Origin of the sequence: Streptomyces sp. NPDC018029 (assembly GCF_044327655.1) — a bacterium.
Classification (GTDB): Bacteria; Actinomycetota; Actinomycetes; order Streptomycetales; family Streptomycetaceae; genus Streptomyces.
This window is the reverse complement of record NZ_JBIRFV010000004.1, coordinates 287,909-308,513: the sequence shown is the minus strand read 5'-3', so window position 1 is coordinate 308,513 and position 20,605 is coordinate 287,909. Positions and strand designations below refer to the sequence as shown.

General features: G+C 71.0%; 20 protein-coding genes and 1 tRNA gene. 10 read left to right on the top strand and 11 right to left on the bottom strand.

Features of this window, described 5'->3' with window-relative positions; all coding sequences use genetic code 11:
* Positions 1 to 14: 14 nt before the first annotated feature.
* The gene (locus ACH4D5_RS14285; protein ID WP_398301933.1) at positions 15 to 1,031 is read right to left on the bottom strand and encodes an alpha-ketoacid dehydrogenase subunit beta; all 1,017 of its coding nucleotides are present in this window, start codon (positions 1,029 to 1,031) and stop codon (positions 15 to 17) included.
* Complete coding sequence (gene pdhA, locus ACH4D5_RS14280) at positions 1,028 to 2,173, bottom strand: pyruvate dehydrogenase (acetyl-transferring) E1 component subunit alpha (RefSeq protein ID WP_398301931.1); 1,146 nt, start codon at positions 2,171 to 2,173, stop codon at positions 1,028 to 1,030. The genes ACH4D5_RS14285 and pdhA overlap by 4 nt, the downstream gene beginning before the upstream one ends.
* A 190-nt stretch (positions 2,174 to 2,363) precedes the next feature.
* Here pdhA and ACH4D5_RS14275 point away from each other — a divergent pair, with 190 nt between their 5' ends.
* Positions 2,364 to 2,945: an Lrp/AsnC family transcriptional regulator gene (locus ACH4D5_RS14275; protein ID WP_398301929.1), complete on the top strand. Its 582-nt coding sequence runs from the start codon at positions 2,364 to 2,366 to the stop codon at positions 2,943 to 2,945.
* Positions 2,946 to 2,964: 19 nt separating this feature from the next.
* On the opposite strand, the gene ACH4D5_RS14270 is transcribed toward ACH4D5_RS14275, so the two are convergent.
* Both ACH4D5_RS14270 and ACH4D5_RS14265 read right to left on the bottom strand, forming a co-directional pair.
* Positions 2,965 to 3,558, bottom strand: a complete 594-nt coding sequence (locus tag ACH4D5_RS14270; protein WP_398301927.1) for a TetR/AcrR family transcriptional regulator — start codon at positions 3,556 to 3,558, stop codon at positions 2,965 to 2,967.
* Positions 3,555 to 5,066: a 3-hydroxyacyl-CoA dehydrogenase gene (locus ACH4D5_RS14265; protein ID WP_398301925.1), complete on the bottom strand. Its 1,512-nt coding sequence runs from the start codon at positions 5,064 to 5,066 to the stop codon at positions 3,555 to 3,557. Before ACH4D5_RS14265 ends, ACH4D5_RS14270 begins: the two co-directional genes overlap by 4 nt.
* 197 nt (positions 5,067 to 5,263) lie before the next feature.
* Here ACH4D5_RS14265 and paaN point away from each other — a divergent pair, with 197 nt between their 5' ends.
* Complete coding sequence (paaN, locus tag ACH4D5_RS14260) at positions 5,264 to 6,952, top strand: phenylacetic acid degradation protein PaaN (RefSeq protein ID WP_398301923.1); 1,689 nt, start codon at positions 5,264 to 5,266, stop codon at positions 6,950 to 6,952.
* Between the two features lie 65 nt (positions 6,953 to 7,017).
* Here paaN and ACH4D5_RS14255 read toward each other — a convergent pair whose 3' ends face one another.
* The 3 genes from ACH4D5_RS14255 to ACH4D5_RS14245 are packed head-to-tail and all read right to left on the bottom strand — an operon-like array spanning position 7,018 to position 10,096.
* Positions 7,018 to 7,797 carry a TrmH family RNA methyltransferase gene (locus ACH4D5_RS14255; RefSeq protein ID WP_398301921.1) on the bottom strand — a complete coding sequence of 260 codons (780 nt, stop codon included), beginning with the start codon at positions 7,795 to 7,797 and terminating at the stop codon, positions 7,018 to 7,020.
* The gene (locus ACH4D5_RS14250) at positions 7,794 to 9,179 is read right to left on the bottom strand and encodes an HTTM domain-containing protein (RefSeq protein WP_398302610.1); all 1,386 of its coding nucleotides are present in this window, start codon (positions 9,177 to 9,179) and stop codon (positions 7,794 to 7,796) included. Before ACH4D5_RS14250 ends, ACH4D5_RS14255 begins: the two co-directional genes overlap by 4 nt.
* 23 nt (positions 9,180 to 9,202) lie before the next feature.
* Positions 9,203 to 10,096, bottom strand: a complete 894-nt coding sequence (locus ACH4D5_RS14245; protein ID WP_398301919.1) for a DUF5819 family protein — start codon at positions 10,094 to 10,096, stop codon at positions 9,203 to 9,205.
* A gap of 185 nt (positions 10,097 to 10,281) precedes the next feature.
* Between ACH4D5_RS14245 and paaA the strand changes: the two genes are divergently transcribed.
* From paaA to ACH4D5_RS14215, 6 genes are all read left to right on the top strand, one after another.
* Positions 10,282 to 11,403, top strand: coding sequence for a 1,2-phenylacetyl-CoA epoxidase subunit PaaA (gene paaA / locus ACH4D5_RS14240; protein ID WP_398301917.1), 1,122 nt, complete (start codon positions 10,282 to 10,284; stop codon positions 11,401 to 11,403).
* Positions 11,400 to 11,690: a 1,2-phenylacetyl-CoA epoxidase subunit PaaB gene (gene paaB, locus ACH4D5_RS14235; protein WP_030972485.1), complete on the top strand. Its 291-nt coding sequence runs from the start codon at positions 11,400 to 11,402 to the stop codon at positions 11,688 to 11,690. Before paaA ends, paaB begins: the two co-directional genes overlap by 4 nt.
* Positions 11,687 to 12,433: a 1,2-phenylacetyl-CoA epoxidase subunit PaaC gene (paaC, locus tag ACH4D5_RS14230; RefSeq protein WP_398301914.1), complete on the top strand. Its 747-nt coding sequence runs from the start codon at positions 11,687 to 11,689 to the stop codon at positions 12,431 to 12,433. Before paaB ends, paaC begins: the two co-directional genes overlap by 4 nt.
* Positions 12,427 to 12,927, top strand: coding sequence for a 1,2-phenylacetyl-CoA epoxidase subunit PaaD (paaD, locus tag ACH4D5_RS14225; protein WP_398301912.1), 501 nt, complete (start codon positions 12,427 to 12,429; stop codon positions 12,925 to 12,927). Before paaC ends, paaD begins: the two co-directional genes overlap by 7 nt.
* The gene (locus ACH4D5_RS14220) at positions 12,927 to 13,997 is read left to right on the top strand and encodes a 2Fe-2S iron-sulfur cluster-binding protein (RefSeq protein ID WP_398301910.1); all 1,071 of its coding nucleotides are present in this window, start codon (positions 12,927 to 12,929) and stop codon (positions 13,995 to 13,997) included. The genes paaD and ACH4D5_RS14220 overlap by 1 nt, the downstream gene beginning before the upstream one ends.
* A 182-nt stretch (positions 13,998 to 14,179) precedes the next feature.
* On the top strand, positions 14,180 to 15,313 hold the full coding sequence (locus ACH4D5_RS14215) for an acyl-CoA dehydrogenase family protein (RefSeq protein WP_398301908.1): 1,134 nt from the start codon (positions 14,180 to 14,182) through the stop codon (positions 15,311 to 15,313).
* Between the two features lie 111 nt (positions 15,314 to 15,424).
* Here ACH4D5_RS14215 and ACH4D5_RS14210 read toward each other — a convergent pair whose 3' ends face one another.
* The 4 genes from ACH4D5_RS14210 to ACH4D5_RS14195 all read right to left on the bottom strand — a co-directional run bounded on the left by ACH4D5_RS14210 (position 15,425) and on the right by ACH4D5_RS14195 (position 18,624).
* A complete protein-coding gene (locus tag ACH4D5_RS14210; RefSeq protein WP_398301906.1) occupies positions 15,425 to 15,772 on the bottom strand; it encodes a rhodanese-like domain-containing protein in 348 nt (115 codons plus the stop codon).
* A 29-nt stretch (positions 15,773 to 15,801) separates the two neighbouring features.
* Positions 15,802 to 16,782, bottom strand: a complete 981-nt coding sequence (locus tag ACH4D5_RS14205) for a hypothetical protein (protein WP_398301904.1) — start codon at positions 16,780 to 16,782, stop codon at positions 15,802 to 15,804.
* 69 nt (positions 16,783 to 16,851) lie between these two features.
* Positions 16,852 to 18,336 carry a DUF2252 domain-containing protein gene (locus ACH4D5_RS14200; protein ID WP_398301902.1) on the bottom strand — a complete coding sequence of 495 codons (1,485 nt, stop codon included), beginning with the start codon at positions 18,334 to 18,336 and terminating at the stop codon, positions 16,852 to 16,854.
* A gap of 201 nt (positions 18,337 to 18,537) precedes the next feature.
* A tRNA-Leu gene (locus tag ACH4D5_RS14195) sits at positions 18,538 to 18,624 on the bottom strand.
* A 504-nt stretch (positions 18,625 to 19,128) separates the two neighbouring features.
* Between ACH4D5_RS14195 and ACH4D5_RS14190 the strand changes: the two genes are divergently transcribed.
* Complete coding sequence (locus ACH4D5_RS14190; protein WP_398301900.1) at positions 19,129 to 20,031, top strand: FhaA domain-containing protein; 903 nt, start codon at positions 19,129 to 19,131, stop codon at positions 20,029 to 20,031.
* A gap of 10 nt (positions 20,032 to 20,041) precedes the next feature.
* Entirely contained in the window at positions 20,042 to 20,557 is a 516-nt protein-coding gene (locus ACH4D5_RS14185; RefSeq protein WP_362988186.1) for an FHA domain-containing protein, read from the top strand.
* Positions 20,558 to 20,605 lie beyond the last annotated feature (48 nt).

Below are 20,605 nucleotides of genomic sequence, written 5' to 3'. Positions count from 1 at the left end.
AAGAGCAGGGGCCATCAGCTCTCCGCCTCCCACTGGAGCCGCGCGACCGCGTCCAGGATCCGGTCGACACCGGGCAGATGGTGCTTCTCCAGCATGGGCGGCGGATACGGGATGTCGAAGCCCGCGACCCGCAGGACCGGCGCCTCCAGGTGGTGGAAGCACCGCTCGGTGACCCGCGCCGCGATCTCACCGCCGGGGCCGCCGAAGCCCCCCGACTCGTGCACGACGACCGCCCGACCCGTGCGCCGCACGGACGCGGCGACCGTCTCGTCGTCGAAGGGCACGAGGGAGCGCAGGTCGACCACTTCGAGGTCCCAGCCCTCGGCGCGGGCGGCCTCGGCCGCCTCCAGGCAGACGGGCACGGACGGGCCGTACGTGATGAGCGTGGCGCTGCGCCCGGTGCGCCGCACGACCGCGCGGCCTATCGGTTCAACGCTCTGCGGTGCCTCCGGGTTCCAGTCGGCCTTGGACCAGTACAGGCGCTTCGGCTCCAGGAAGACGACGGGGTCGTCGGAGGCGATGGAGGCGCGCAGCAGGCCGTAGGCGTCGGAGACCGTGGCCGGCGTGACGACATGAAGGCCCGGCGTCGCGATGTAGTACGCCTCGGAGGAGTCGCTGTGGTGCTCGACGCCGCCGATGCCGCCTCCGTAGGGCACGCGGACGGTGATGGGCAGCGGCATCGCGCCGCGCGTGCGGTTCCGCATCCGCGCCACGTGCGAGATCAACTGCTCGAAGGCGGGATAGGCGAAGGCGTCGAACTGCATTTCGACGACGGGCCGCAGGCCGTACATCGCCATGCCGACCGCCGTGCCGAGAATGCCCGCCTCGGCCAGCGGCGTGTCCGTGCAGCGGTCCTCGCCGAACTCCTTGGCGAGCCCGTCGGTGACCCTGAAGACACCGCCGAGCGCTCCCACGTCCTCTCCGAGGACGTGCACGGACGGGTCCTCGGCCATGGAGTCCCGCAGCGCGCGCCCGAGCGCCTGCGCCATGGTGGCCGGTTTGGCGGCGGGCTTCGCCGCGACCGTGGTCATCGCGTCTCCTCCTCGGCGTCTTCCGAGGCCACTTCCAGCTCAGCCCGCAACTGTGCCGCCTGCTCCCGCAGTTGGGTGGTCTGCTCGGCGTACACGTGCGTGAAGAGGTCCATCGGGTCGAGCGTGGGGTCCTGGTTCATGCGGTCGCGCAGGTCGGCCGCCATGGCCTCGGCCTCGTCGCGCGTCTGCCGCTTCGTCTCGTCGTCCAGGAGTCCGCGCTCCGTCAACTCCCGCTCCAGGAGCAGGATCGGGTCGTGGTCGCGCCAGGCGTCGACGTCGGTGTCCTGGCGGTATCGCGTGGCGTCGTCGGCGTTCGTATGGGCTTCCATGCGGTACGTGACGGCCTCGACGAGCGTCGGACCACCGCCCCGCCGCGCGCGGGAGACCGCTTCGCTCAGGACTTCGTGCATCGCCGCCGCGTCGTTGCCGTCCACCAGGCGTCCCGGCATGCCGTACCCCACCGCTTTGTGGGCGAGGGAGGGGGCGGCGGTCTGCTTGGCGAGCGGCACGGAGATCGCGAAGCCGTTGTTCTGCACGAGGAAGACCACGGGGGCCTGCCACACCGCCGCGAAGTTCAGCGCCTCGTGGAAGTCGCCCTCGCTGGTGCCGCCGTCGCCGACCATGGCGAGCGCCACCACGTCGTCGCCCTTGAGCCGGGCGGCGTGCGCGAGACCCACGGCGTGCGGGAGCTGCGTCGCGAGAGGCGTGCTCAGGGGCGCTATGCGGTGCTCGCGCGGGTCGTACCCGGTGTGCCAGTCGCCGCGCAGCAGCGTCAGCGCGTCCGCGGGGTCGAGGCCGCGGGCGACGACGGCGAGCGTGTCCCGGTAACTGGGGAAGAGCCAGTCCCGCTCCTCCAGGACGAGCGCCGCGGCGACCTCGCACGCCTCCTGACCGGTGCTTGAGGGATAGACCGCCAGCCTGCCCTGCTTCGTCAGGGCGGTCGCCTGGGTGTTGTAGCGACGACCGCGCACCAGTTCCGCGTAGAGACGGCGCAGCAGCCCCGGGTCGGCCTTCTCGGCGGCCTGGGTGCCGAGGACTCGGTACGGCTCCGCGTCCGGCAGCAGCGGCGCGGGGTCGGTCCTGGGCTGCCAAGCGGGGGGCGGGGCGGGCCGGTAGGCACCCCGCTGCTCCATGACCGTCATGACGGCACCTCCTGGGGAAGCGGTCTCCTCGTGGGAGTGGGTAAACGAGGCGCGCCGACGTGATGCGCCTCACCTACCGATTGTTCGGTCGACGGCACATTTTGGCTACAGGCACCTCCAGGCTGTGGACAAACGGTTCTCCACAGCCTGGGATGGACGCAGTACGTCCATGGTAGGGAGGCGGGGGGACATGGCATCTGAACGAATGGCCGACGGGCACGACGGCGACCTCCCGGAGCCCCGGATTCCTGAACCGCGCCCCTCCGAGCGCCCCTCCGGGACGCGCGCCCCCGAGCCCCGCGTCCCCGAGCCCGCGGTCCCGGACCCCCGCCCCCTGGACGCCATAGACCGCGACATTTTGCAGATCCTGCACACGGACGGTCGCGCGTCGATACGTTCCGTGGCCGAGCGCGTCCACGTGTCCCGGGCCAACGCCTACGCGCGCATCAACCGCCTCATCGACGACGGCGTCATCCGGGGCTTCGGCGCGCGGATCAACCACGAGCGCGCCGGGCAGGGCGCGTCCGCGTACATCACGCTCAAGATCGTGCAGAACACCTGGCGCACGGTGCGCGAACATCTGCGCGCGCTCCCCGGCGCCTCCCACATCGCGCTCGTCAGCGGCGACTTCGACGTTCTGCTCCTGGTGCACACGCCGGACAACCGCGCGCTGCGGGAGCTGGTGCTCACCCGGCTGCAGTCCATCCCCGAAGTACTCAGCACCCGTACGTTGCTGGTCTTCGAGGAGGACGACATGGAGCCGGACAGCTGACCCCGGGAGCGGTCGGGGCTCAGCGGTCGGTGCGCAGCCCCGCAAACGCCAACTGCACCACCGCGTCGGCGATCTGCTCGCCGTTGGCGGCGCCCCGGCTCTCCGGCCGGTACCACTCCACAATGGAGTTGATCATTCCGAAGAGCAGCCTGGTGGCCAGCCGCAGGTCGCCGTCGGAGCGCAGGTCACCGTCCGCGGCGGCCTCCTTGAGCAGCTCGGCCACCTGCTGGTCGAACTCCCTGCGCCGCTCCATGGCCCACCGCTCGGTGTCCGTGTTGCCGCGCACCCGCAGCAGCAGCGTCACATAGGGCAGCTCGGCGACCAGCACCTCCACGGTGCGGCGCGTGACGTACTCCAGGCGCTCCACCGCACTGCCCACGCGCGCGTGCTCCTCGGCGAGGATGCCGAAGAGCCCGTCGAGGGCTCGGCTCACCGCACGGCGCAGCAGCTCCTCCTTGCCCGCCACGTGGTGGTAGATCGACGACTTGGAGATGCCGGCCGCCTTTGAGAGGTGCTCCATGGACGTGCCGTCGTAGCCGCGTTCGTTGAAGACCCGGACGGCCACGCTCAGCAGCGTCTCCGGGGTGTACGTGTCCCGCCGGACGGTGGTCATGAGTACTCCTCTCGCACGGCCTGGCGCCGCAGTGCCTGGGAGGGCGCGTAACGCCCGGTGGGGTACTCGTCGTGCAGGACGTCGAGCGCTTCGGCCACGCGGTACGTGGTGAGACGGCGGCCCCATTCGACGGGCCCGAGCGGGTAGTTGACGCCGAGGCGCATGGCGGTGTCGATGTCCTCGGCGTCCGCCACCTCGCGCCCGACGGCGTCGAGGGCGAAGTCGACGAGCATCCACACTGTGCGGGCCACGATCATCCCCGGGGTGTGCCCGATGACGCTGACCTTCTTGCCGAGCGCCTGGAAGAGCCCGATCGCCTCCTTCAGGGACCGCTCGCTCACCCTGCTCGACGGGGCGAGGGCGATCCTCGTCGCGGTGCGGTAGTCCAGTGCGAGGTCGAAGTGGATCGTGGGCTCCGCCGCGGTGTCGGCGGCCGTACCATCGGCGAGGGCGAGCCGCGCGCCACCGGGGAGCTCAATGGAGCCTGGGTAGCTCGGCACCCCCTTCCCGCGGTCGACCCGTACGCCTGCCGTCCCCATCAGGTCGATCAGCGCGTCCGCCGGAAACAGATCACCGTGCACGGTGACGGACACCGGGGCCTTCTCGGGTGGCGCGGTGTGCGGTTCCGCGCGCGGGGCGTCGTCTCCGTACGCGTACCAGCCCTGTCCCGACTTCCGCCCGAGACGGCCCGACTCGACGAGGCGGCGCTGCGCCAGCGAGGGCGTGAACTTGGGGTCCTGGTAGAAGGCCTCCCACACGGAGCGCGTGACGGCTTCGTTGACGTCCTGGCCGATGAGGTCGGTGAGCTCGAAGGGCCCCATCTTGAAGCCGCCGCACTCGCGCAGGACGGCGTCGATCGTGGCCGGGTCGGCGACCCGCTCCTCGTACAGGCGCAACGCCTCGGCGTAGAAGGGCCGCGCGATGCGGTTGACGATGAAGCCGGGGGTGTCCGCGCAGCGCACCGGGGTCTTGCCCCAGGCCTTCGCGGTCTCGTACGCGCGCGTGGCCGCCGACTCGTCCGTCGCGAAGCCGCTGACGACCTCGACGAGGGGGAGCAGGGGCGCCGGGTTGAAGAAGTGCAGGCCGACGAAGCGGCCCGGTGCGCGCAGGGCGCCCGCGATGGCGGTCACGGAGAGGGACGAGGTGTTGGTGGCCAGCAGACAGTCCTCGGCGACGACATCCTCGAGGTCCTGGAACAGTCGCTGCTTGACGTCCAGTTGTTCCAGGACCGCCTCGACGACGAGGCCGCAGTCGGCGAGCTCCGCGAGGCTCTCGGCGGGGGCGAGCCTGGCACCGGCCGCGGCGCGGCTCTCGGCCGTGAGCCGGCCCTTCTCGACGAGCCGGTCCAGGCGCGCCCCGATCGCGTCGGCGGCCGCCTGCGCGCGGTCGGGCACGGCGTCGTACAGCCGCACGGGGTGGCCCGCGACCAGGGCGACCTGGGCGATGCCCTGCCCCATGGTTCCGGTACCGACCACGGCAACGGCGCTGCTGAGCTCGAGTGCTGTCATGCTCGCGATCCTCCCGCACGGCCCGTCGGCCGCAGGGTTCGGGGGTGGCCGCGAAGAAGTTGTCCACAGGTTCGGCGGACCCCCTTGTCCCGACCGATCGTTCGGTTACTCTAGCTCTGTCAGAGCGTTCCTGCCCACCGTCCCTGCCCAGCTCGCCAGCTCGATGAAGAGCTGCCCGAGGAGGAGTTGGTCCCGTCATGGCCGCCGAACTCACCGCGCACCAGCTGATCGCCAAGCACCGGCCCACCCTCGACCAGGCGCTGGAGACCATCCGCACGCGCGCGTACTGGTCCCCCCACCCCGAGCACCCGAAGGCGTACGGGGACGGAAGCCTGAGCCTCCCCGAAGGAAAGGCCGCCTTCGACGCCCTCCAGGGCACCCGCTTCGACCTCGACCAGCCCGGCACGGACGATTGGGTGGGCGGCGAAGTCTCGCCGTACGGCCCCGAGTTGGGGATCACGTATCCCCACCCGGACATCGACACCCTGCTCCCCGCCATGCGCGCCGGAATGCGCGCCTGGCGCGACGCGGGCGCGGAAGTGCGCGCGATGGTCTGCCTGGAGATCCTGTCGCGGATCAGCGCCCGTACGCACGAGTTCGCGCACGCGGTCATGCACACCAGCGGCCAGGCCTTCATGATGGCCTTCCAGGCGGGCGGCCCCCACGCCCAGGACCGCGGCCTGGAAGCAGTCGCTTATGCGTACGTGGAGCAGGCCCGCACCCCCGACGCCGCCGAGTGGACCAAGCCCCAGGGCAAGCGCGACCCGATCGCGCTGAACAAGCGGTTCACGCCCGTCGCCCGCGGCATCTCGCTCATGATCGGCTGCAACACCTTCCCGACGTGGAACGGCTATCCGGGCCTCTTCGCCTCGCTCGCCACCGGCAACCCCGTCCTGGTCAAGCCGCACCCGCGCGCGGTGCTGCCCCTGGCGCTCACCGTGCGGATCGCCCGCGAGGTCCTCGCCGAGACGGGCTTCGACCCGAACCTCGTCTGCCTGGCCGCCGAGCGGCCCGACGAGGGCATCGCCAAGACGCTCGCCGTGCGCCCCGAAATCAAGATCATCGACTACACGGGATCGACGTCGTTCGGCGACTGGCTGGAGACCAACGCCCGCCAGGCGCAGGTCTACACGGAAAAGGCCGGGGTCAACACGGTCGTCGTCGAGTCGACCGACAACTACAAGGGAATGCTGGCCAACCTCGCCTTCTCCCTGTCTCTGTACAGCGGCCAGATGTGCACCACCCCGCAGAACCTGCTCATCCCGCGCGACGGCATCGAGACGGACGCCGGCCCCAAGTCGTACGACGACGTGGTGGCGGACCTCGCCTCCTCGGTGAGCGGCCTCCTCGGCGACGACGCCCGGGCGAACGGCATCCTTGGCGCGCTGGTCAACCCTGACGTGAAGGCGCGCCTGGAAGCAGCCGCAGGTCTCGGCGAGGTCGCCCTCCCGTCACGGGAGATCGCCAACCCCGAATTCCCGGACGCCGTCGTCCGCACCCCGGTGATCGTCAAGCTGGACGGCGCCAAGCCGGACGCCGAGGCGGCCTACCTGAGCGAGTGCTTCGGACCGGTCACCTTCGCCGTCGCCGTCGACTCCGCGACGGACGCGGTGGAGCTGCTGCGCCGCACGGTGCGCGACAAGGGAGCGATGACCGTCGGGGCGTACACGACGTCGGAGGAGTTCTCCGCCGCAGTGGAAGAGACCTGCCTCGAAGAGTGCGCCCAGCTGTCCCTGAACCTCACGGGCGGCGTCTATGTGAACCAGACAGCGGCGTTCTCGGACTTCCACGGCTCGGGCGGCAACCCCGCTGCGAACGCCGCGCTGTGCGACGGCGCGTTCGTGGCCAACCGCTTCCGGGTGGTGGAGATCCGCAAGGACGCGTGACGCGTGCGACGCGTGCTGTGTGTGACGCGTGCTGTGTGACGCGTGAGCTCTGACGCGCGGCGGGTTCAGGCCTCCGGCCCAGGAGACCTGCCCGCCGACCAGTGGAAGAGCGCCATGCCGACGCTCGTCGCCAGGTTGTAGCTGGAGACCTGGGGGCGCATCGGCAGGGACACCAGGTGATCCGCTCGCCCCCGCAGCGCGGACGACAGGCCGCTGCGCTCGGACCCGAAGGCGAGCACGGCGTCGTCCGGGAGCTTCAGCCCCCTGATGTCCTCGCCCTCCGCGTCGAGCGCGAACACCGGGCCCGGCGGCAGCTCGGCCACGTCCACGCGCTCCACGGCGGTCGCGAAGTGCAGCCCCGCACCGCCCCGCACGACCGTGGGGTGCCAGGGGTCGAGCGTGCCGGTCGTGACGACACCGGTCGCCCCGAACCCCGCGGCGAGCCGGATCACGGCGCCCGCGTTGCCCAGATTGCGAGGGTCGTCGAGCACGACGACCGGCGCCGGCCTGGGCATGCGCCCCAGTGCTTCGAGGTTGTCGGCCCGGGAGGGGCGCACCGCCAGGGCGGCCACCGCCGTGGGATGCAGCCGCGGCACGAGGGCGCGCAGCCGCTCGTCCGGGACCCGCGCGAGCAGCGCGTCGAGCGCGTCCTTCACGTCCGGCGCCAGCTCGTCGGCGAGCGCCAGGACAGCGGCCCGGTCACTGGTCAGCGCGACCGGTACTCGCGCACCGAAGCGCAGCGCATGCTTGATCGCGTGGAAACCGTCGAGCAGCACGGAGGTGTCGGCGAGCCCGCGCCAGGCGCGTACGGCGCCGTCGGGGTCCGCCTCATCCGTCCTGTTCATGGAGTGAAGCCTACGCGCGCGTGCTCGGTGGGCTCCTCGCCCCGCTTCCCACCCTGGAGACGCGGATCCGGCACGGCACCCATGCCAGATTTTGCAGATCTTGCAGATCCGACTGAGCTGGCAGATCCGACTGACCTGACAGACCGCAGACGGGAAACCACCCCTCCACGCGCGCGTGCCGCCCAACCGCCCAGCCGCCGCAGGAACGACGTCGGCAGGAACACCGCGTCGGCCGCGATCATCGCGAGCGAGAAGAACGGCAGCCCCAGGACGACCGCGATCACGGCGTGCTCGACGATCATGACCGCCAGCAGGACATTCTTGACCCGGCGGTTGAAGAGGGTGAAGGGGAAGGCGACCTGCACGGCGACCGTTCCGTACGTCACCAGCAGCACCATGGTGCCGCTGGAGGAGAGCAGTTCGGAGAGGGCGGGCCACGGGGAGAAGTAGTCGAGGTTGAGCGGGTAGTAGACGGCCGTGCCGTCCTGCCAGCGGCTGCCCTGGATCTTGTACCAGCCGGCCGTCGCGTAGATCAGACAGGCCTCGACCATGATCACCAGCAGCCCCGCGTTGTGGGCCAGATTCGCCACGACGTCGAGGAGCTTGTGCAGCTCGCTCCGCGGAGCCCGCCGCCCCACGGCCCACCACAGGCCGTGCACCAGCCACAGTCCCCAGAAGAACAGCAGCCACCCGCCGCTGAGCTCCCCCATGAACGTCACGGTCGACAGACCGAGCCCGAGGACCCACCACAGAGCGGCCCCCACCCGGTCGACCGGCACGGTCGCTTCCACGGCCTCCCAGGCTTCCACGCCCTCCCCGGCCTGCACGCCCTCCCCGGCCTCCTCGGCTTCCGCGTCGGTCGCATCCTCCGTAGCCGCCACGCGCGCGCGTGCACGTACGCGTGCCGCACGCCGCGCGTCCAGCGACCAGACCTGGCCACATCGGGTGAAGACCAAGTAGGTCGCCATCAGGTGGATGACGTTGTCGCCGCCGTCCCCCATGAAGATGCTGCGGTTCTGCAGCGACAGGACACCGACCATGAAGAGCACGGACATCGCGCGCGTGTGCCAGCCGAGCAGCAGCAGGGCGCTGCTGACGATCGCCAGCGCGTAGACGATCTCGAACCAGATCTGCCCGTCCGACCACATCAGAGCGGTGAAGGCGCCGTTGCTCGCGATGAGCTGCTGCGCCATGTCCCAGTTCCATGGGCCGTCGGGCCCATACAGCTCGTGACGGTGGGGGAGTTCGCGCAGCAGGAAGAACAGCCAGGTGGCGGCGAACCCGATGCGGATCACCGCGGTCTGGTACGGGCCGAGGGCGAAGCTTGTCACCTTGTCGATGCCCAGCGTCTTGACGTGGCCCTGCGTCCTGCCGCGGCCCAGCGTCGGCGGGCGTTCGAAGCGGATCACCGGTTCATCCCCTCCGCATGCGCACGCGCGCGGTCCGGCTCACCGGCGAGCGGCGGGTCGTCGGCGAGCGGCAGATCGTCGGGCTTCACCGACCACCAGGGAAGCACCCGGTAGGCCGGTTTGAGGGAGACCTTCTCGTCGCTCCACTTCGGCGGTCGCACGTTGGTGGTCTTCGAGCGCAGTTGCACGCGCGCTATCTCGTCACCCTTGCCGCCCGGCTCTTCCCGGTCGAGCCGCATGTACGCGATGCGGCGGATGTAGCGCTCGGAGAGCTGGCCGCGCAGGCCGACGGGACGATTCTGCGAGTCGTGCGAGCCCACGTAGAAGTCCCAGGCGCGGCGGAGTTCGTTCTGCTGCGTGTGACTGGGCAGCAGGCTTCCGTCGATGCCGGCGCCGTCCTCGGCGGAGAGTCCGTACCAGTCCGTGGTCCGTACGCCCCCTTCGGCCGTACGGAGCTCCGCGCGGGCCTGCACCGCGACGTTCTGCTGCAACGGGTTGGGCGCGAACAGCTTCCAGTTCTGCTCGAACTCGGGGTAGATCCACTCGTCGATCACGTCCCCGTGCTGCTTGGTCAGCGTGTTCGACGGTGCGACGTGGAGGAAGAGCATCCCTATGTGGACGCAGGCGGCCACCGCGACGATCACCAGAGCACACGCGGCGGCGATCTGATACCCGAGCCGGAGTCCGGCGATCCCGGGTTCGGCCGTTTCCGGCGCTGCCCCGGCCCCGGCCGACTCCACCGCCCCCGCTGGCCCCGCCGCTTTCTCCGGCCCCGCTACTTCCTCCGGCCCCACCAGCCCCACCGGCCCCACCGGCTCCGTCGGTTCCATCGGCCCGGGCTCGCCAGGCCCGGCGGCCCTGCCGCCCGGACCCTTGTCGTACCCGTCCATTCCGCCCCGTTCCCCGTTCCCGCACCGAACCCTGCCGCCGGAACGGTACTCAGGCCCGACCGTCACGCACAGCGTCCGTGAAGTTATCCACAGGGTTGACACCTTATGGCGGAGGACCGCACCATTGAATCCAACGAACCGAACGATCGGTCGGGCGGTTCGCTCAGGGTCGAGGGGGCCGAGAGATGGTGACAGCAGCCGCACACCAGGCGGCGGGGACGGAGCCGCACGAGGCCGCGCCCGCCGCGGACGCCGCGCGCACGGCAGAGCACCAGGCCGTCTTCGACGCGGCGGTCGCCGCCGACGAGCGCATCGAGCCACGCGACTGGATGCCGGACGCCTATCGCGCGTCCCTGGTCCGCCAGATCGCCCAGCACGCGCACTCCGAGATCATCGGCATGCAGCCGGAGGCCAACTGGATCACGCGCGCCCCCTCCCTGCGGCGCAAGGCGATCCTCATGGCCAAGGTGCAGGACGAGGCCGGCCACGGCCTGTATCTGTACAGCGCGGCCGAGACCCTCGGCACCAGCCGCGACGAGCTGCTCGACAAACTGCACTCCGGCCGCCAGAAGTACTCGTCGATCTTCAACTACCCCACGCTGACCTGGGCGGACGTGGGCGCGATCGGCTGGCTCGTGGACGGCGCCGCGATCACCAACCAGGTCCCCCTGTGCCGCTGTTCGTACGGCCCGTATGCACGCGCGATGGTCCGCGTCTGCAAGGAGGAGTCCTTCCACCAGCGCCAGGGTTACGAGTCGTTGCTCGCCCTCAGCCGCGGCACCCAGGCCCAGCACGACATGGCGCAGGACGCGGTGAACCGCTGGTGGTGGCCCTCCCTGATGATGTTCGGCCCGCCCGACGACGAGTCCTCGCACTCCGAGCAGTCCATGACGTGGAAGATCAAGCGCCACTCGAACGACGAGCTGCGCCAGCGCTTCGTGGACATCTGCGTCCCCCAGGCCGCATCGCTCGGCCTGACACTCCCCGACCCGGACCTCGTGTGGAACGAATCCCGGGGGCACTACGACTTCGGCCCCATCGACTGGACCGAGTTCTGGGACGTCCTCAAGGGCAACGGCCCCTGCAACGACCAGCGCATCACCCAGCGCCGCTGCGCGCATGAAGAAGGCGCCTGGGTCAGGGAAGCCGCCGCGGCGTACGCCGAAAAGCAGGCAGCCGGAAAGCAGACGGCCGGCAAGCAAGCGGCCGGAAAGCCCCGGCCGCACACCGCGACCGGCGCACAGGGCCCCCACCCCACCCCCGGCACCCCCGGCGACCGCGCACAGCACGGAGAGGCGACAGCATGAGCAGCTCGACCGACTGGCCGCTCTGGGAGGTGTTCGTCCGCTCCCGTCGCGGTCTCTCCCACACCCACGCGGGCAGCCTGCACGCGCCGGACGCCGAGATGGCCCTGCGCAACGCCCGCGACCTCTACACGCGCAGGAGCGAAGGCGTCTCCATCTGGGTCGTGCCGTCCACCGAGATCACCGCCTCCTCGCCGGACGAGAAGGACTCCTTCTTCGAGCCGGCCGGCGACAAGCCCTACCGCCACCCGACGTTCTACGAGATCCCGGAAGGGGTGAAGCACCTGTGACCGCCACCCCGGCCCCCGCCCCCACCGCAGCCGACGCCGCGGCCCTTCCCGCCCTGGCCCTCGGCGACGACGCGCTGGTGCTCTCCCACCGTCTGGGGGAGTGGGCGGGCCACGCCCCGGTCCTCGAAGAGGAGGTCGCCCTGGCGAACATCGCCCTCGACCTGCTCGGCCAGGCCCGCATCCTGCTCTCCACGGTCGGCGACGAGGACGAGTTGGCGTACCTCCGCGAGGAGCGCGCCTTCCGCAACCTCCAGCTGGTCGAGCAGCCGAACGGCGACTTCGCGCACACCATCGCCCGTCAGCTCTACTTCTCCACCTACCAAACCCTTCTGTACGGCCAGTTGGCGGTGGGGGACGGCGAGTTCGCCCCCTTGGCCGCGAAGGCCGTCAAGGAGGTGGCCTACCACCAGGACCACGCCGAGCAGTGGACCCTGCGGCTCGGCGACGGCACGCAGGAGAGCCACGAGCGCATGCAGCGTGGTCTCGACGCGCTGTGGCGGTTCACCGGCGAGATGTTCCAGCCGGTCCCCGGCCTGGACGCCGACTGGCAGGACATGCGGGAGCGCTGGACCTCCTCGGTGACAGCGGTCATCGAGCGGGCGACCCTGACCGTGCCCGAGGGGCCCCAGTCCGGCGCGTGGACGGCGGGCGCCGGCCGGCAGGGTCTGCACACCGAGCCGTTCGGCCGGATGCTCGCCGAGATGCAGCACCTGCACCGCAGCCACCCGGGGGCGTCATGGTGACGACCGCGCCCACCGCGCTGGAGGCGGAGCTCCTGGCCCTCGCGGGCTCGGTGCCCGACCCCGAGCTGCCCGTGCTGACGCTGGGCGAGCTCGGCGTGGTGCGCGGCGTCCGGATCCTCGCCCCCGGCAAGGTCGACGTCGAGCTGACCCCGACGTACACGGGCTGCCCGGCGATAGAGGCCATGTCCGCCGACATCGAGCAGGTGTTGCGCGACCGGGGCATGGTCGAGGTCGCGGTACGGACGGTGCTCTCCCCCGCCTGGTCGACGGACGACATCAGCGCAGAAGGCCGCCGCAAGCTCGCCGAGTTCGGCATAGCGCCACCGCGCTCCCACGCGGCGGACGGCCCCGTCCCCCTGAGCCTGTCGATCCGCTGCCCGCACTGCGGCTCGACCGACACCGAGCTGCTCAGCCGCTTCTCCTCCACGGCCTGCAAGGCACTGCGCCGCTGCGCCTCCTGCCGCGAACCCTTCGACCACTTCAAGGAGTTGTGATGGCCCGCTTCCACCCGCTCCGGGTTGCGGCGGTCGACCGGCTCACCGACGACTCCGTGACGCTGACGTTCGACGTGCCGCCGCCGCTCCGCGAGGAGTACCGCTTCGCCCCGGGCCAGCACCTCGCCATCCGCCGCTTCGTCGACGGCACGGAGATCCGGCGCACGTACTCGATCTGCTCCGCCGCCCCGCCCCCCGAGTCCCCGGAGGGCCCCGCTGCCCTGCGCGTCGGAGTGCGTCTCGTCGAGGACGGCGCCTTCTCCACGTATGCCTTCAAAGAAGTCGCCATAGGTGACGAGTTGGAGGTCATGACTCCGGCCGGCCGCTTCACGCTGGACCCCGCCCCCGGACGCTATGCGGCGGTCGTCGGCGGCAGCGGGATCACCCCGGTGCTCTCGATCGTCACGACGCTCCTGGAGCGCGAGCCGAAGGCCGACTTCTGCCTCATACGCAGCGACCGCACCGCCGCCTCGACGATGTTCCTCGAAGAGGTCGCCGACCTGAAGGACCGCTGGCCCGACCGGTTCCAGCTGGTGACCGTGCTCTCCCGGGAGGAGCAGCAGGCAGGTCTCGGTTCCGGACGGCTCGACGAGGAGCGGCTCTCGGCGCTCCTTCCCGCACTGTTGCCGGTGGCGGACATCGAGGGATGGTTCCTGTGCGGGCCGTTCGGGCTGGTGCAGGGGGCGGGGCGGACACTACGCGGCCTCGGCGTCCCCCGCAGCCGCATACACGAAGAGATCTTCCACGTGGACGACACGGGCGTGCCCACCACGCCCTCGGCCCCGGCGCCCGCGCACAGCACAGTGACGGCGACCCTCGACGGCCGCTCGGGCACCTGGCCCGTTCTGGAGGGCGAGACGCTCCTCGAAACGGTGCTGCGCAATCGCGCCGACGCGCCCTATGCCTGCAAGGGCGGGGTCTGCGGCACGTGCCGGGCGTTCTGTGTCTCCGGCGAGGTGCGGATGGACCGCAACTTCGCGTTGGAGCCGGAAGAGACGGAGGCCGGATATGTACTGGCCTGCCAGTCCCGTCCGGCGACGGACACCGTGGAGCTGGACTTCGACCGCTGACCTGACCCCGCACCCGCCCCGCCCTGCCCGGGCCGACCCGCCCCGGCCCGCCCCCCGGTGCCGCACACCGCCGTGCCGTACCGCGCAGCACCATGCCGCGCCTGTTCCCTTCCACTAGAACCTGTTCTATCTTGACGGCCCGTCAGCTACATCATGGTCGGCCGGGCACGGGAGGACGGACAGTGGACTTCACCTTCACCGAGGAACAGCAGGCCGTGGTCGAAGTGGCGAAGGCCCTCTTCGCCGACGTCGTGCCGGACGGAGTGCCGAGCCCCGCCCTCACGCCCGGCGCCGTCGCGGAGGACTTCGACCGCGCCCTGTGGTCCCGGCTCGCCGAGGCCGACCTCCTGGGCGTGCTCATCGACTCCGAGCACGGCGGCGTGGGCTTGGACCCCATCGCCCTGTGCCTGGTCCTGCGCGAGTCCGCGAAGGTACTCGCGCGCGTCCCGCTCCTGGAGAGCAGCGCCGCCGCGTCCGCCGTACAGGCCCATGGCGGGGCGGAGTTGAGGAAAAAGGTCCTTCCGGCGGCCGCCCGTGGTGACCTCGTCCTGACGGTCGCCGCCAACGGCCGCACCGGGCACGACCCGGCCGAGTCGGCCGTCACCGCACAGCGCGACGGCGACAGCTGGGTCCTGGAGGGACTCCAGACAGGCGTGCCCTGGATGCAGAACGCCGACCTCGTCGTCGTCCCCGCCCGCACAGCCGAGGGACACACCGTCCTCGCGCTCGTCCCCCGCGGCCACGAGGGTCTGACTGTCGCGGAGCAGATCTCCACCAGCGGCGAGCGCCTCGGCGAACTCCACCTGGAAGCCGTCCGCGTCGCCGCCTCCGACGTCATCGAAGCCGACGGCGCCTGGGACCGGCTGCGTGATCTGCTCGCCACCGGGACCTGCGCGCTCGCCGTCGGCCTCGGTGAGGGCGTCCTCCGTATGACCAGCGAGTACACCAGCAAGCGTGAGCAGTTCGGCCATCCCGTGGCCACGTTCCAGGCGGTGGCCGTGCAGGCCGCCGACCGCTACATCGACCTGCGCGCGATGGAGGTCACCCTCTGGCAGGCCGCCTGGCGCGTCAGCACAGGCGCGGACAGCGCACTACCCGCGGCGGGAGACGTGGCCGTCGCCAAGGTCTGGGCGTCGGAAGGCGTACGAAGGGTCGTGCAGACGGCCCAGCACCTGCACGGCGGCTTCGGCGCCGACACGGACTACCCCCTGCACCGCTATCACGCCTGGGCCAAGCAGCTGGAGCTCTCCCTCGGCCCGGCAGCGGCACACGAGGAGGCACTCGGCGACCTACTGGCCACCCACGCACTGGGCTGACCGCCTACCACTCGGTTGAGCTGCCACTCGGGCCGATCTAGTGCCACTCGGCTCAGCTCGCCGAAGTACCTCCGAAGTACCTCGAAGTACTTCGGAGTACCTCGAAGCCCCTCAGATCACGGTGCCCGGCTGGCCCTTGTCGTCGACGACGGGCCGCCCGGCGGCCTCCCACGCCTCCATGCCGCCCGCGACGTTCACCGCGTCGATGCCCTGCTGCCCGAGGTACATGGTGACCTGGGCGGAGCGCCCGCCCGACCGGCAGATGACGTTGACCCTGCCGTCCTGCGGGGCCGCCTCGGTCAACTCGCCGTATCGGGACACGAATTCACTCATCGGAATGTGCAGCGCGCCCGCGGCGTGACCTGCCTGCCATTCCTCGTCCTCCCGGACGTCCAGCAGAAAGTCATCACTCGCGAGGTCGTCGATGCCGACCGTGGGCACCTGAGATCCGAAAACCATGCCCCGACGCTACCCGACGGGCAGCGCCGTCAGTCGCGCAGTCGTGCCAGCTCCGCCTCACGCTCGGCGACCTGGGCGAGCAGCTGCTCGGCGATCTCGTCGAGCAGGGTGTCCGGGTCGTCGGGAGCGAGCCGCAGCATCCCACCGATCGCGCTCTCCTCCAGCTCCTTGGCGAGGACCGAGAGGAGTTCCTTGCGCTGGGCCAGCCATTCGAGCCTGGCGTACAGCTCCTCGCTGCGGGTGAGCCGCTGCTCCTCGGGCACCGGGCCCGCGGCCCACTCCTCGGACAGCTCCCGCAGCATCGCCTCGTCACCGCGGGCATAGGCGGCGTTGACGCGCGTGATGAACTCCTCGCGCCGCTGCCGCTCGCCCTCCTCCTGCGCCAGGTCCGGATGCGCCTTGCGGGCCAGCTCGCGGTAGAGCTTGCGGGCCTCCTCGCCGGGACGCACCCGCTGCGGCGGCCGCACCGACTGATCGGTGAGCATCGCGGCGGCCTCGGGGTAGAGCCCCTCGCCGTCCATCCAGCCGTGGAACAGCTCCTCGACGCCGGGCATCGGCATCACCCGGGCCCGCGCCTCCTCCGCCTTGCGCCGGTCCTCGGGGTCGCCGGTGCGGGCGGCGGTGGCCTCGGCGATCTGCGCGTCGAGCTCGTCGAGGCGGGCGTACATGGGGCCGAGCTTCTGATGGTGCAGGCGGGAGAAGTTCTCCACCTCCACGCGGAAGGTCTCCAGCGCGATCTCGTACTCGATCAACGCCTGCTCGGCAGCGCGCACGGCCCTCTCGAGCCGCTCCTCGGGACGCTCCACAGAAGGACGCTCCTCAGCGGCAGCCCCCTCCCCGGCGGCGGACTGCTCCCCGGCGGCCCCCTCCCGGGAACCCGCGTCGGCCCGCTCCTTGAGCCGCGCCTTCAGCTGGTCCTTGAGCCGCCCTTCAGGGCCCGCCTGCCGCACTCCCTCTCGGGGAGCATCAGGAGTCTCGGGCTGCGTCGGCTCGGCTTCCGGGATCGTCACTCGTCCAGCGTAGGCCACGGCGCGCCCCGCCCATGAAGCCCGCACCGCCCAGCCCTGAGCGCGCCCGCCTCACACCCCCGCCTCCGCCGCCAGCCGCCCCTCCTTGACCGCCTGCACCAGCAGCGCGTGATCCGCCTCCGTGCGGTCCGCGTACGCCGTCGCGAACCGCGCCATCGCCTCGTCCAGCTCGTCGTTCTTGCCGCAGTACCCCGCTATGAGGCGCGGGTCCGCACTGTGCGCGTGCGCGCGGGCCAGCAGGGCGCCGGTCATGCGGCCGTAGTCGTCCAGCTGGTCGGCGGCCAGCGCGGCCGGGTCCACGCTGCCCTTGCGGTTCCTGAACTGCCGTACCTGGAAAGGCCGTCCGCCGATCGTCGTCCACCCGAGCAGGAAGTCGCTGACGACTTGCATCCGCTTCTGTCCGAGCACCACCCGGTGCCCTTCGTGCAGGGTCTCCGGGGTCTTGAAACCGGCCACCGGCAGATGCGGCAGCAGCGCGGAGGGCCTCGCCTCCTTGACCTGCAGCACCAGCGGCTCGCCCCGGTGGTCGAGCAGCAGCACCACGTACGAGCGGAGCCCGACGCTGCCCGTGCCGACGACGCGGAACGCCACGTCCTGGATCGCATACCGCGCGAGCAGCGGCAGCCTGTCCTCGGTCAGCGTGCCCAGATACTCCTCGAGTGAGGCGGCCACCGAGGCGGCCTCCGTGTCCGGCACGCGCCGCAGTACGGGCGGAGCGTCGACGAAGCGCCGCCCCTCGGAACCGTCACTGCCCTCGACGGGCTCCGTCGCCTTCGCCGCGAAGCGGGCGCTCGTGTTCTGCCGTGCCTTCTCGGAGACCCGGTCCAAGGTGCCGAGAAGATCACGCGCGTCCGTGTGCGAGACCAGCTCCTCGTCCGCGATGGCGTTCCACGCGTCGAGGACGGGGAGCTTGGCGAGGAGCCGCATCGTGCGGCGGTAGGCCCCGACGGCGTCCAGCGCCGCCTCCTCACAGACGTCCTCGCCCGCGCCGGCTTCGCGCCCCGCGAGCACCAGGGAGGCGGCCAGCCGCTTGAGGTCCCACTCCCAGGGGCCGTGCACCGTCTCGTCGAAGTCGTTCAGGTCGATGACGAGGCCGCCCCGCGCGTCCCCGTAGAGCCCGAAGTTCGCCGCGTGCGCGTCGCCGCATATCTGCGCGCCGATACCGGACAGCGGGGTGCGCGCGAGGTCGTACGCCATGAGTCCCGCGGAGCCCCGCAGGAACGCGAAGGGTGAGGCGGCCATCCTGCCGACCCGGATCGGCATGAGCTCGGGGAGCCTGCTGCGGCTGGACTCCTCCACGGCCGCCACGGGATCCGGCCGCCCGCTGTCCACCACGAACTCCGCGTGCACGGAGCGCGGCACCTGCCGGCGGAGCGCCTTGCCTTCCCTCTTCGGCGACCCCTGCGCGGGCCACTCGGCGAACCCCGCCACCCGCGGCAGCCGCTCGCTCCCCTGCCCCGACCGCCCGCGCTTCCCCGAAGGCCCCTGCCCCTGTCGCTCCCGCTGCCCGGGAACCTTCCCGTCGAGCTCCACCATGCCCATCGCCCCCGCCGGCTGTCGGCCCGTCCCAGATCCGGCCTCGACCGTACCGCCGCTCGCCGAACGCCGTGAGGGCCTGTGGATAACTTCGGTGACATACATCACCGCACCATGCCCCGCCGACGACACACGCCTCAAAAGCACAAAAAAGAAGCGGTCCTCCTCCGGACTTTCGTCCGGAGCAGGACCGCTTCCTCGTGGTGCGCGAGGGGGGAGTTGAACCCCCACGCCCTTGCGGGCACTGGAACCTGAATCCAGCGCGTCTGCCTATTCCGCCACCCGCGCATGGGTGTTGTCTTTGGGTCTCTCACTGTGTGGTGCGAGCGCCTGCCGACATCCAGAAGATTAGCACGCTGCAGCGGGTGGATTCACATCCGTTCGGGGCGGGCACCTGGCCTCAGAAGCTTCGCCCCCGGCCCCGGCCGGGTCCCACCCGTCCCTCGGGCCGCATCAGTCGCGCCCCGCACCCAGGCCACGTCTTCACCCGCCCCGGCCGCGCTCGCCGAGGTCCACAGCCAGGTGCGGGACACTGGCTTTGGGCCCCCTCTACGATCCGTTGTAAAAGGAGGCTCGAGCAGACGTCCCGAGCAGCCGCCCGTACGGGGTTCCCGGGGCCACAGATCAGGGTCCCGTCAGGGGTCCTGCGAGGATCCTTGGACGCCGGCGCGGGCATGTCTTGTGAGAGGCGACACTCGTCGACTGGGCGGACAGGGGGAACCAGCCGATTTCCCGGCGCGTGGATACGATCAGTAAGCAGTACCAGGATGACTACGACGGAGGAGGTGCCCCATGGGAGTCCTGAAGAAGTTCGAGCAGCGACTCGAAGGTCTGGTCAACGGCACCTTCGCCAAGGTGTTCAAGTCCGAGGTCCAGCCTGTCGAGATCGCCGGCGCACTCCAGCGGGAGTGCGACAACAACGCGACGATCTGGAACCGCGAGCGGACCGTCGTCCCCAATGACTTCATCGTGGAGCTCAGCGCCCCCGACTTCGAGCGGCTGAGTCCGTACTCGGGCCAGCTCGGCGACGAGCTCTCCGGCATGGTCCGCGACTACGCGAAGCAGCAGCGCTACAGCTTCATGGGCCCCATCAAGGTCCACCTGGAGAAGGCCGAGGACCTCGACACCGGCCTCTACCGCGTGCGCAGCCGCACCCTCGCCTCCAGCAGCTCCCAGGCGCCCGAGCCCGCCTCGGCGGGCCCCGGTGGCCCGACGGCTCCCGGCCGCGGCGCGGGCAGCGGTGTGGGCGCGGGCGGCGCCGGCGGTTACGGCTACCCGCAGCCCCCCTCCGGAGCTCCCGGCGGCGCACCTCCCATGCCTGCCGCCCCACCGCCGGGCGCGGGCCGCCCCGGTGGGCAGTCCCCGGCTCCGAGCAGGCCCCCGGGCCCCGGTGCCGGACCACTTCCGGGCGCCCAGGTGCGGCGCTGGATCGAGATCAACGGCAATCGCCATCAGATCTCCCGCCCGACGCTGGTGCTGGGACGCAGCACCGACGCCGATGTGCGGATCGACGACCCCGGCGTATCCCGTCGGCACTGTGAGATCCGGACCGGAACGCCCTCGACGATCCAGGATCTCGGGTCTACCAACGGCATCGTGGTAGACGGGCAGCACACCACCCGCGCTACGCTCCGCGACGGCTCGCGGATCGTCGTGGGTCAAACCACCATCGTTTACCGGCAAGCCGAAGGGTGAAGCGGGGGCAATGTCAGAGCTGACCCTGACGGTCATGCGGCTAGGTTTTCTAGCTGTTCTGTGGCTGTTCGTGATCGTGGCCGTCCAGGTCATCCGCAGCGACCTGTTCGGAACGCGCGTCACACAGCGCGGTTCGCGGCGGGAGCGGCCCCAGCAGGCCGCCCGCCAGCAACAGGCCGCACCTCCTCAGCAGCGCCAGCAGCAGAGCGGTGGAGGCCGCCAGCGGCGCGGCGCCCCCAGCAAGCTCGTCGTCTCCGAGGGCATCCTCGCCGGGACGACGGTCGCGCTGCAGGGGCAGACCATCACGCTCGGCCGGGCGCACGACTCCACCATCGTCCTGGACGACGACTACGCCTCCAGCAGGCATGCCAGGATCTACCCGGACCGTGACGGCCAGTGGATCGTCGAGGATCTCGGGTCCACCAACGGCACGTATCTCGACCGGACCCGACTCACCACCCCGACGCCCGTTCCGCTGGGCGCGCCGATCCGCATCGGCAAGACCGTCATCGAGCTGCGGAAGTAGTACTACGTCATGACAGAGCGCGAGCGGAGCGAGCGAGCCGGAACGGCT

Coding starts and splice junctions, on each gene's coding strand:
- ACH4D5_RS14285 (WP_398301933.1), bottom strand. CDS start 1,031: ATGACCACGGTCGCGGCGAAGCCCGCCGCCAAACCGGCCACCATGGCG.
- pdhA (WP_398301931.1), bottom strand. CDS start 2,173: ATGACGGTCATGGAGCAGCGGGGTGCCTACCGGCCCGCCCCGCCCCCC.
- ACH4D5_RS14275 (WP_398301929.1), top strand. CDS start 2,364: ATGGCATCTGAACGAATGGCCGACGGGCACGACGGCGACCTCCCGGAG.
- ACH4D5_RS14270 (WP_398301927.1), bottom strand. CDS start 3,558: ATGACCACCGTCCGGCGGGACACGTACACCCCGGAGACGCTGCTGAGC.
- ACH4D5_RS14265 (WP_398301925.1), bottom strand. CDS start 5,066: ATGACAGCACTCGAGCTCAGCAGCGCCGTTGCCGTGGTCGGTACCGGA.
- paaN (WP_398301923.1), top strand. CDS start 5,264: ATGGCCGCCGAACTCACCGCGCACCAGCTGATCGCCAAGCACCGGCCC.
- ACH4D5_RS14255 (WP_398301921.1), bottom strand. CDS start 7,797: ATGAACAGGACGGATGAGGCGGACCCCGACGGCGCCGTACGCGCCTGG.
- ACH4D5_RS14245 (WP_398301919.1), bottom strand. CDS start 10,096: ATGGACGGGTACGACAAGGGTCCGGGCGGCAGGGCCGCCGGGCCTGGC.
- paaA (WP_398301917.1), top strand. CDS start 10,282: ATGGTGACAGCAGCCGCACACCAGGCGGCGGGGACGGAGCCGCACGAG.
- paaB (WP_030972485.1), top strand. CDS start 11,400: ATGAGCAGCTCGACCGACTGGCCGCTCTGGGAGGTGTTCGTCCGCTCC.
- paaD (WP_398301912.1), top strand. CDS start 12,427: ATGGTGACGACCGCGCCCACCGCGCTGGAGGCGGAGCTCCTGGCCCTC.
- ACH4D5_RS14220 (WP_398301910.1), top strand. CDS start 12,927: ATGGCCCGCTTCCACCCGCTCCGGGTTGCGGCGGTCGACCGGCTCACC.
- ACH4D5_RS14210 (WP_398301906.1), bottom strand. CDS start 15,772: ATGGTTTTCGGATCTCAGGTGCCCACGGTCGGCATCGACGACCTCGCG.
- ACH4D5_RS14200 (WP_398301902.1), bottom strand. CDS start 18,336: ATGGTGGAGCTCGACGGGAAGGTTCCCGGGCAGCGGGAGCGACAGGGG.
- ACH4D5_RS14190 (WP_398301900.1), top strand. CDS start 19,129: ATGGGAGTCCTGAAGAAGTTCGAGCAGCGACTCGAAGGTCTGGTCAAC.
- ACH4D5_RS14185 (WP_362988186.1), top strand. CDS start 20,042: ATGTCAGAGCTGACCCTGACGGTCATGCGGCTAGGTTTTCTAGCTGTT.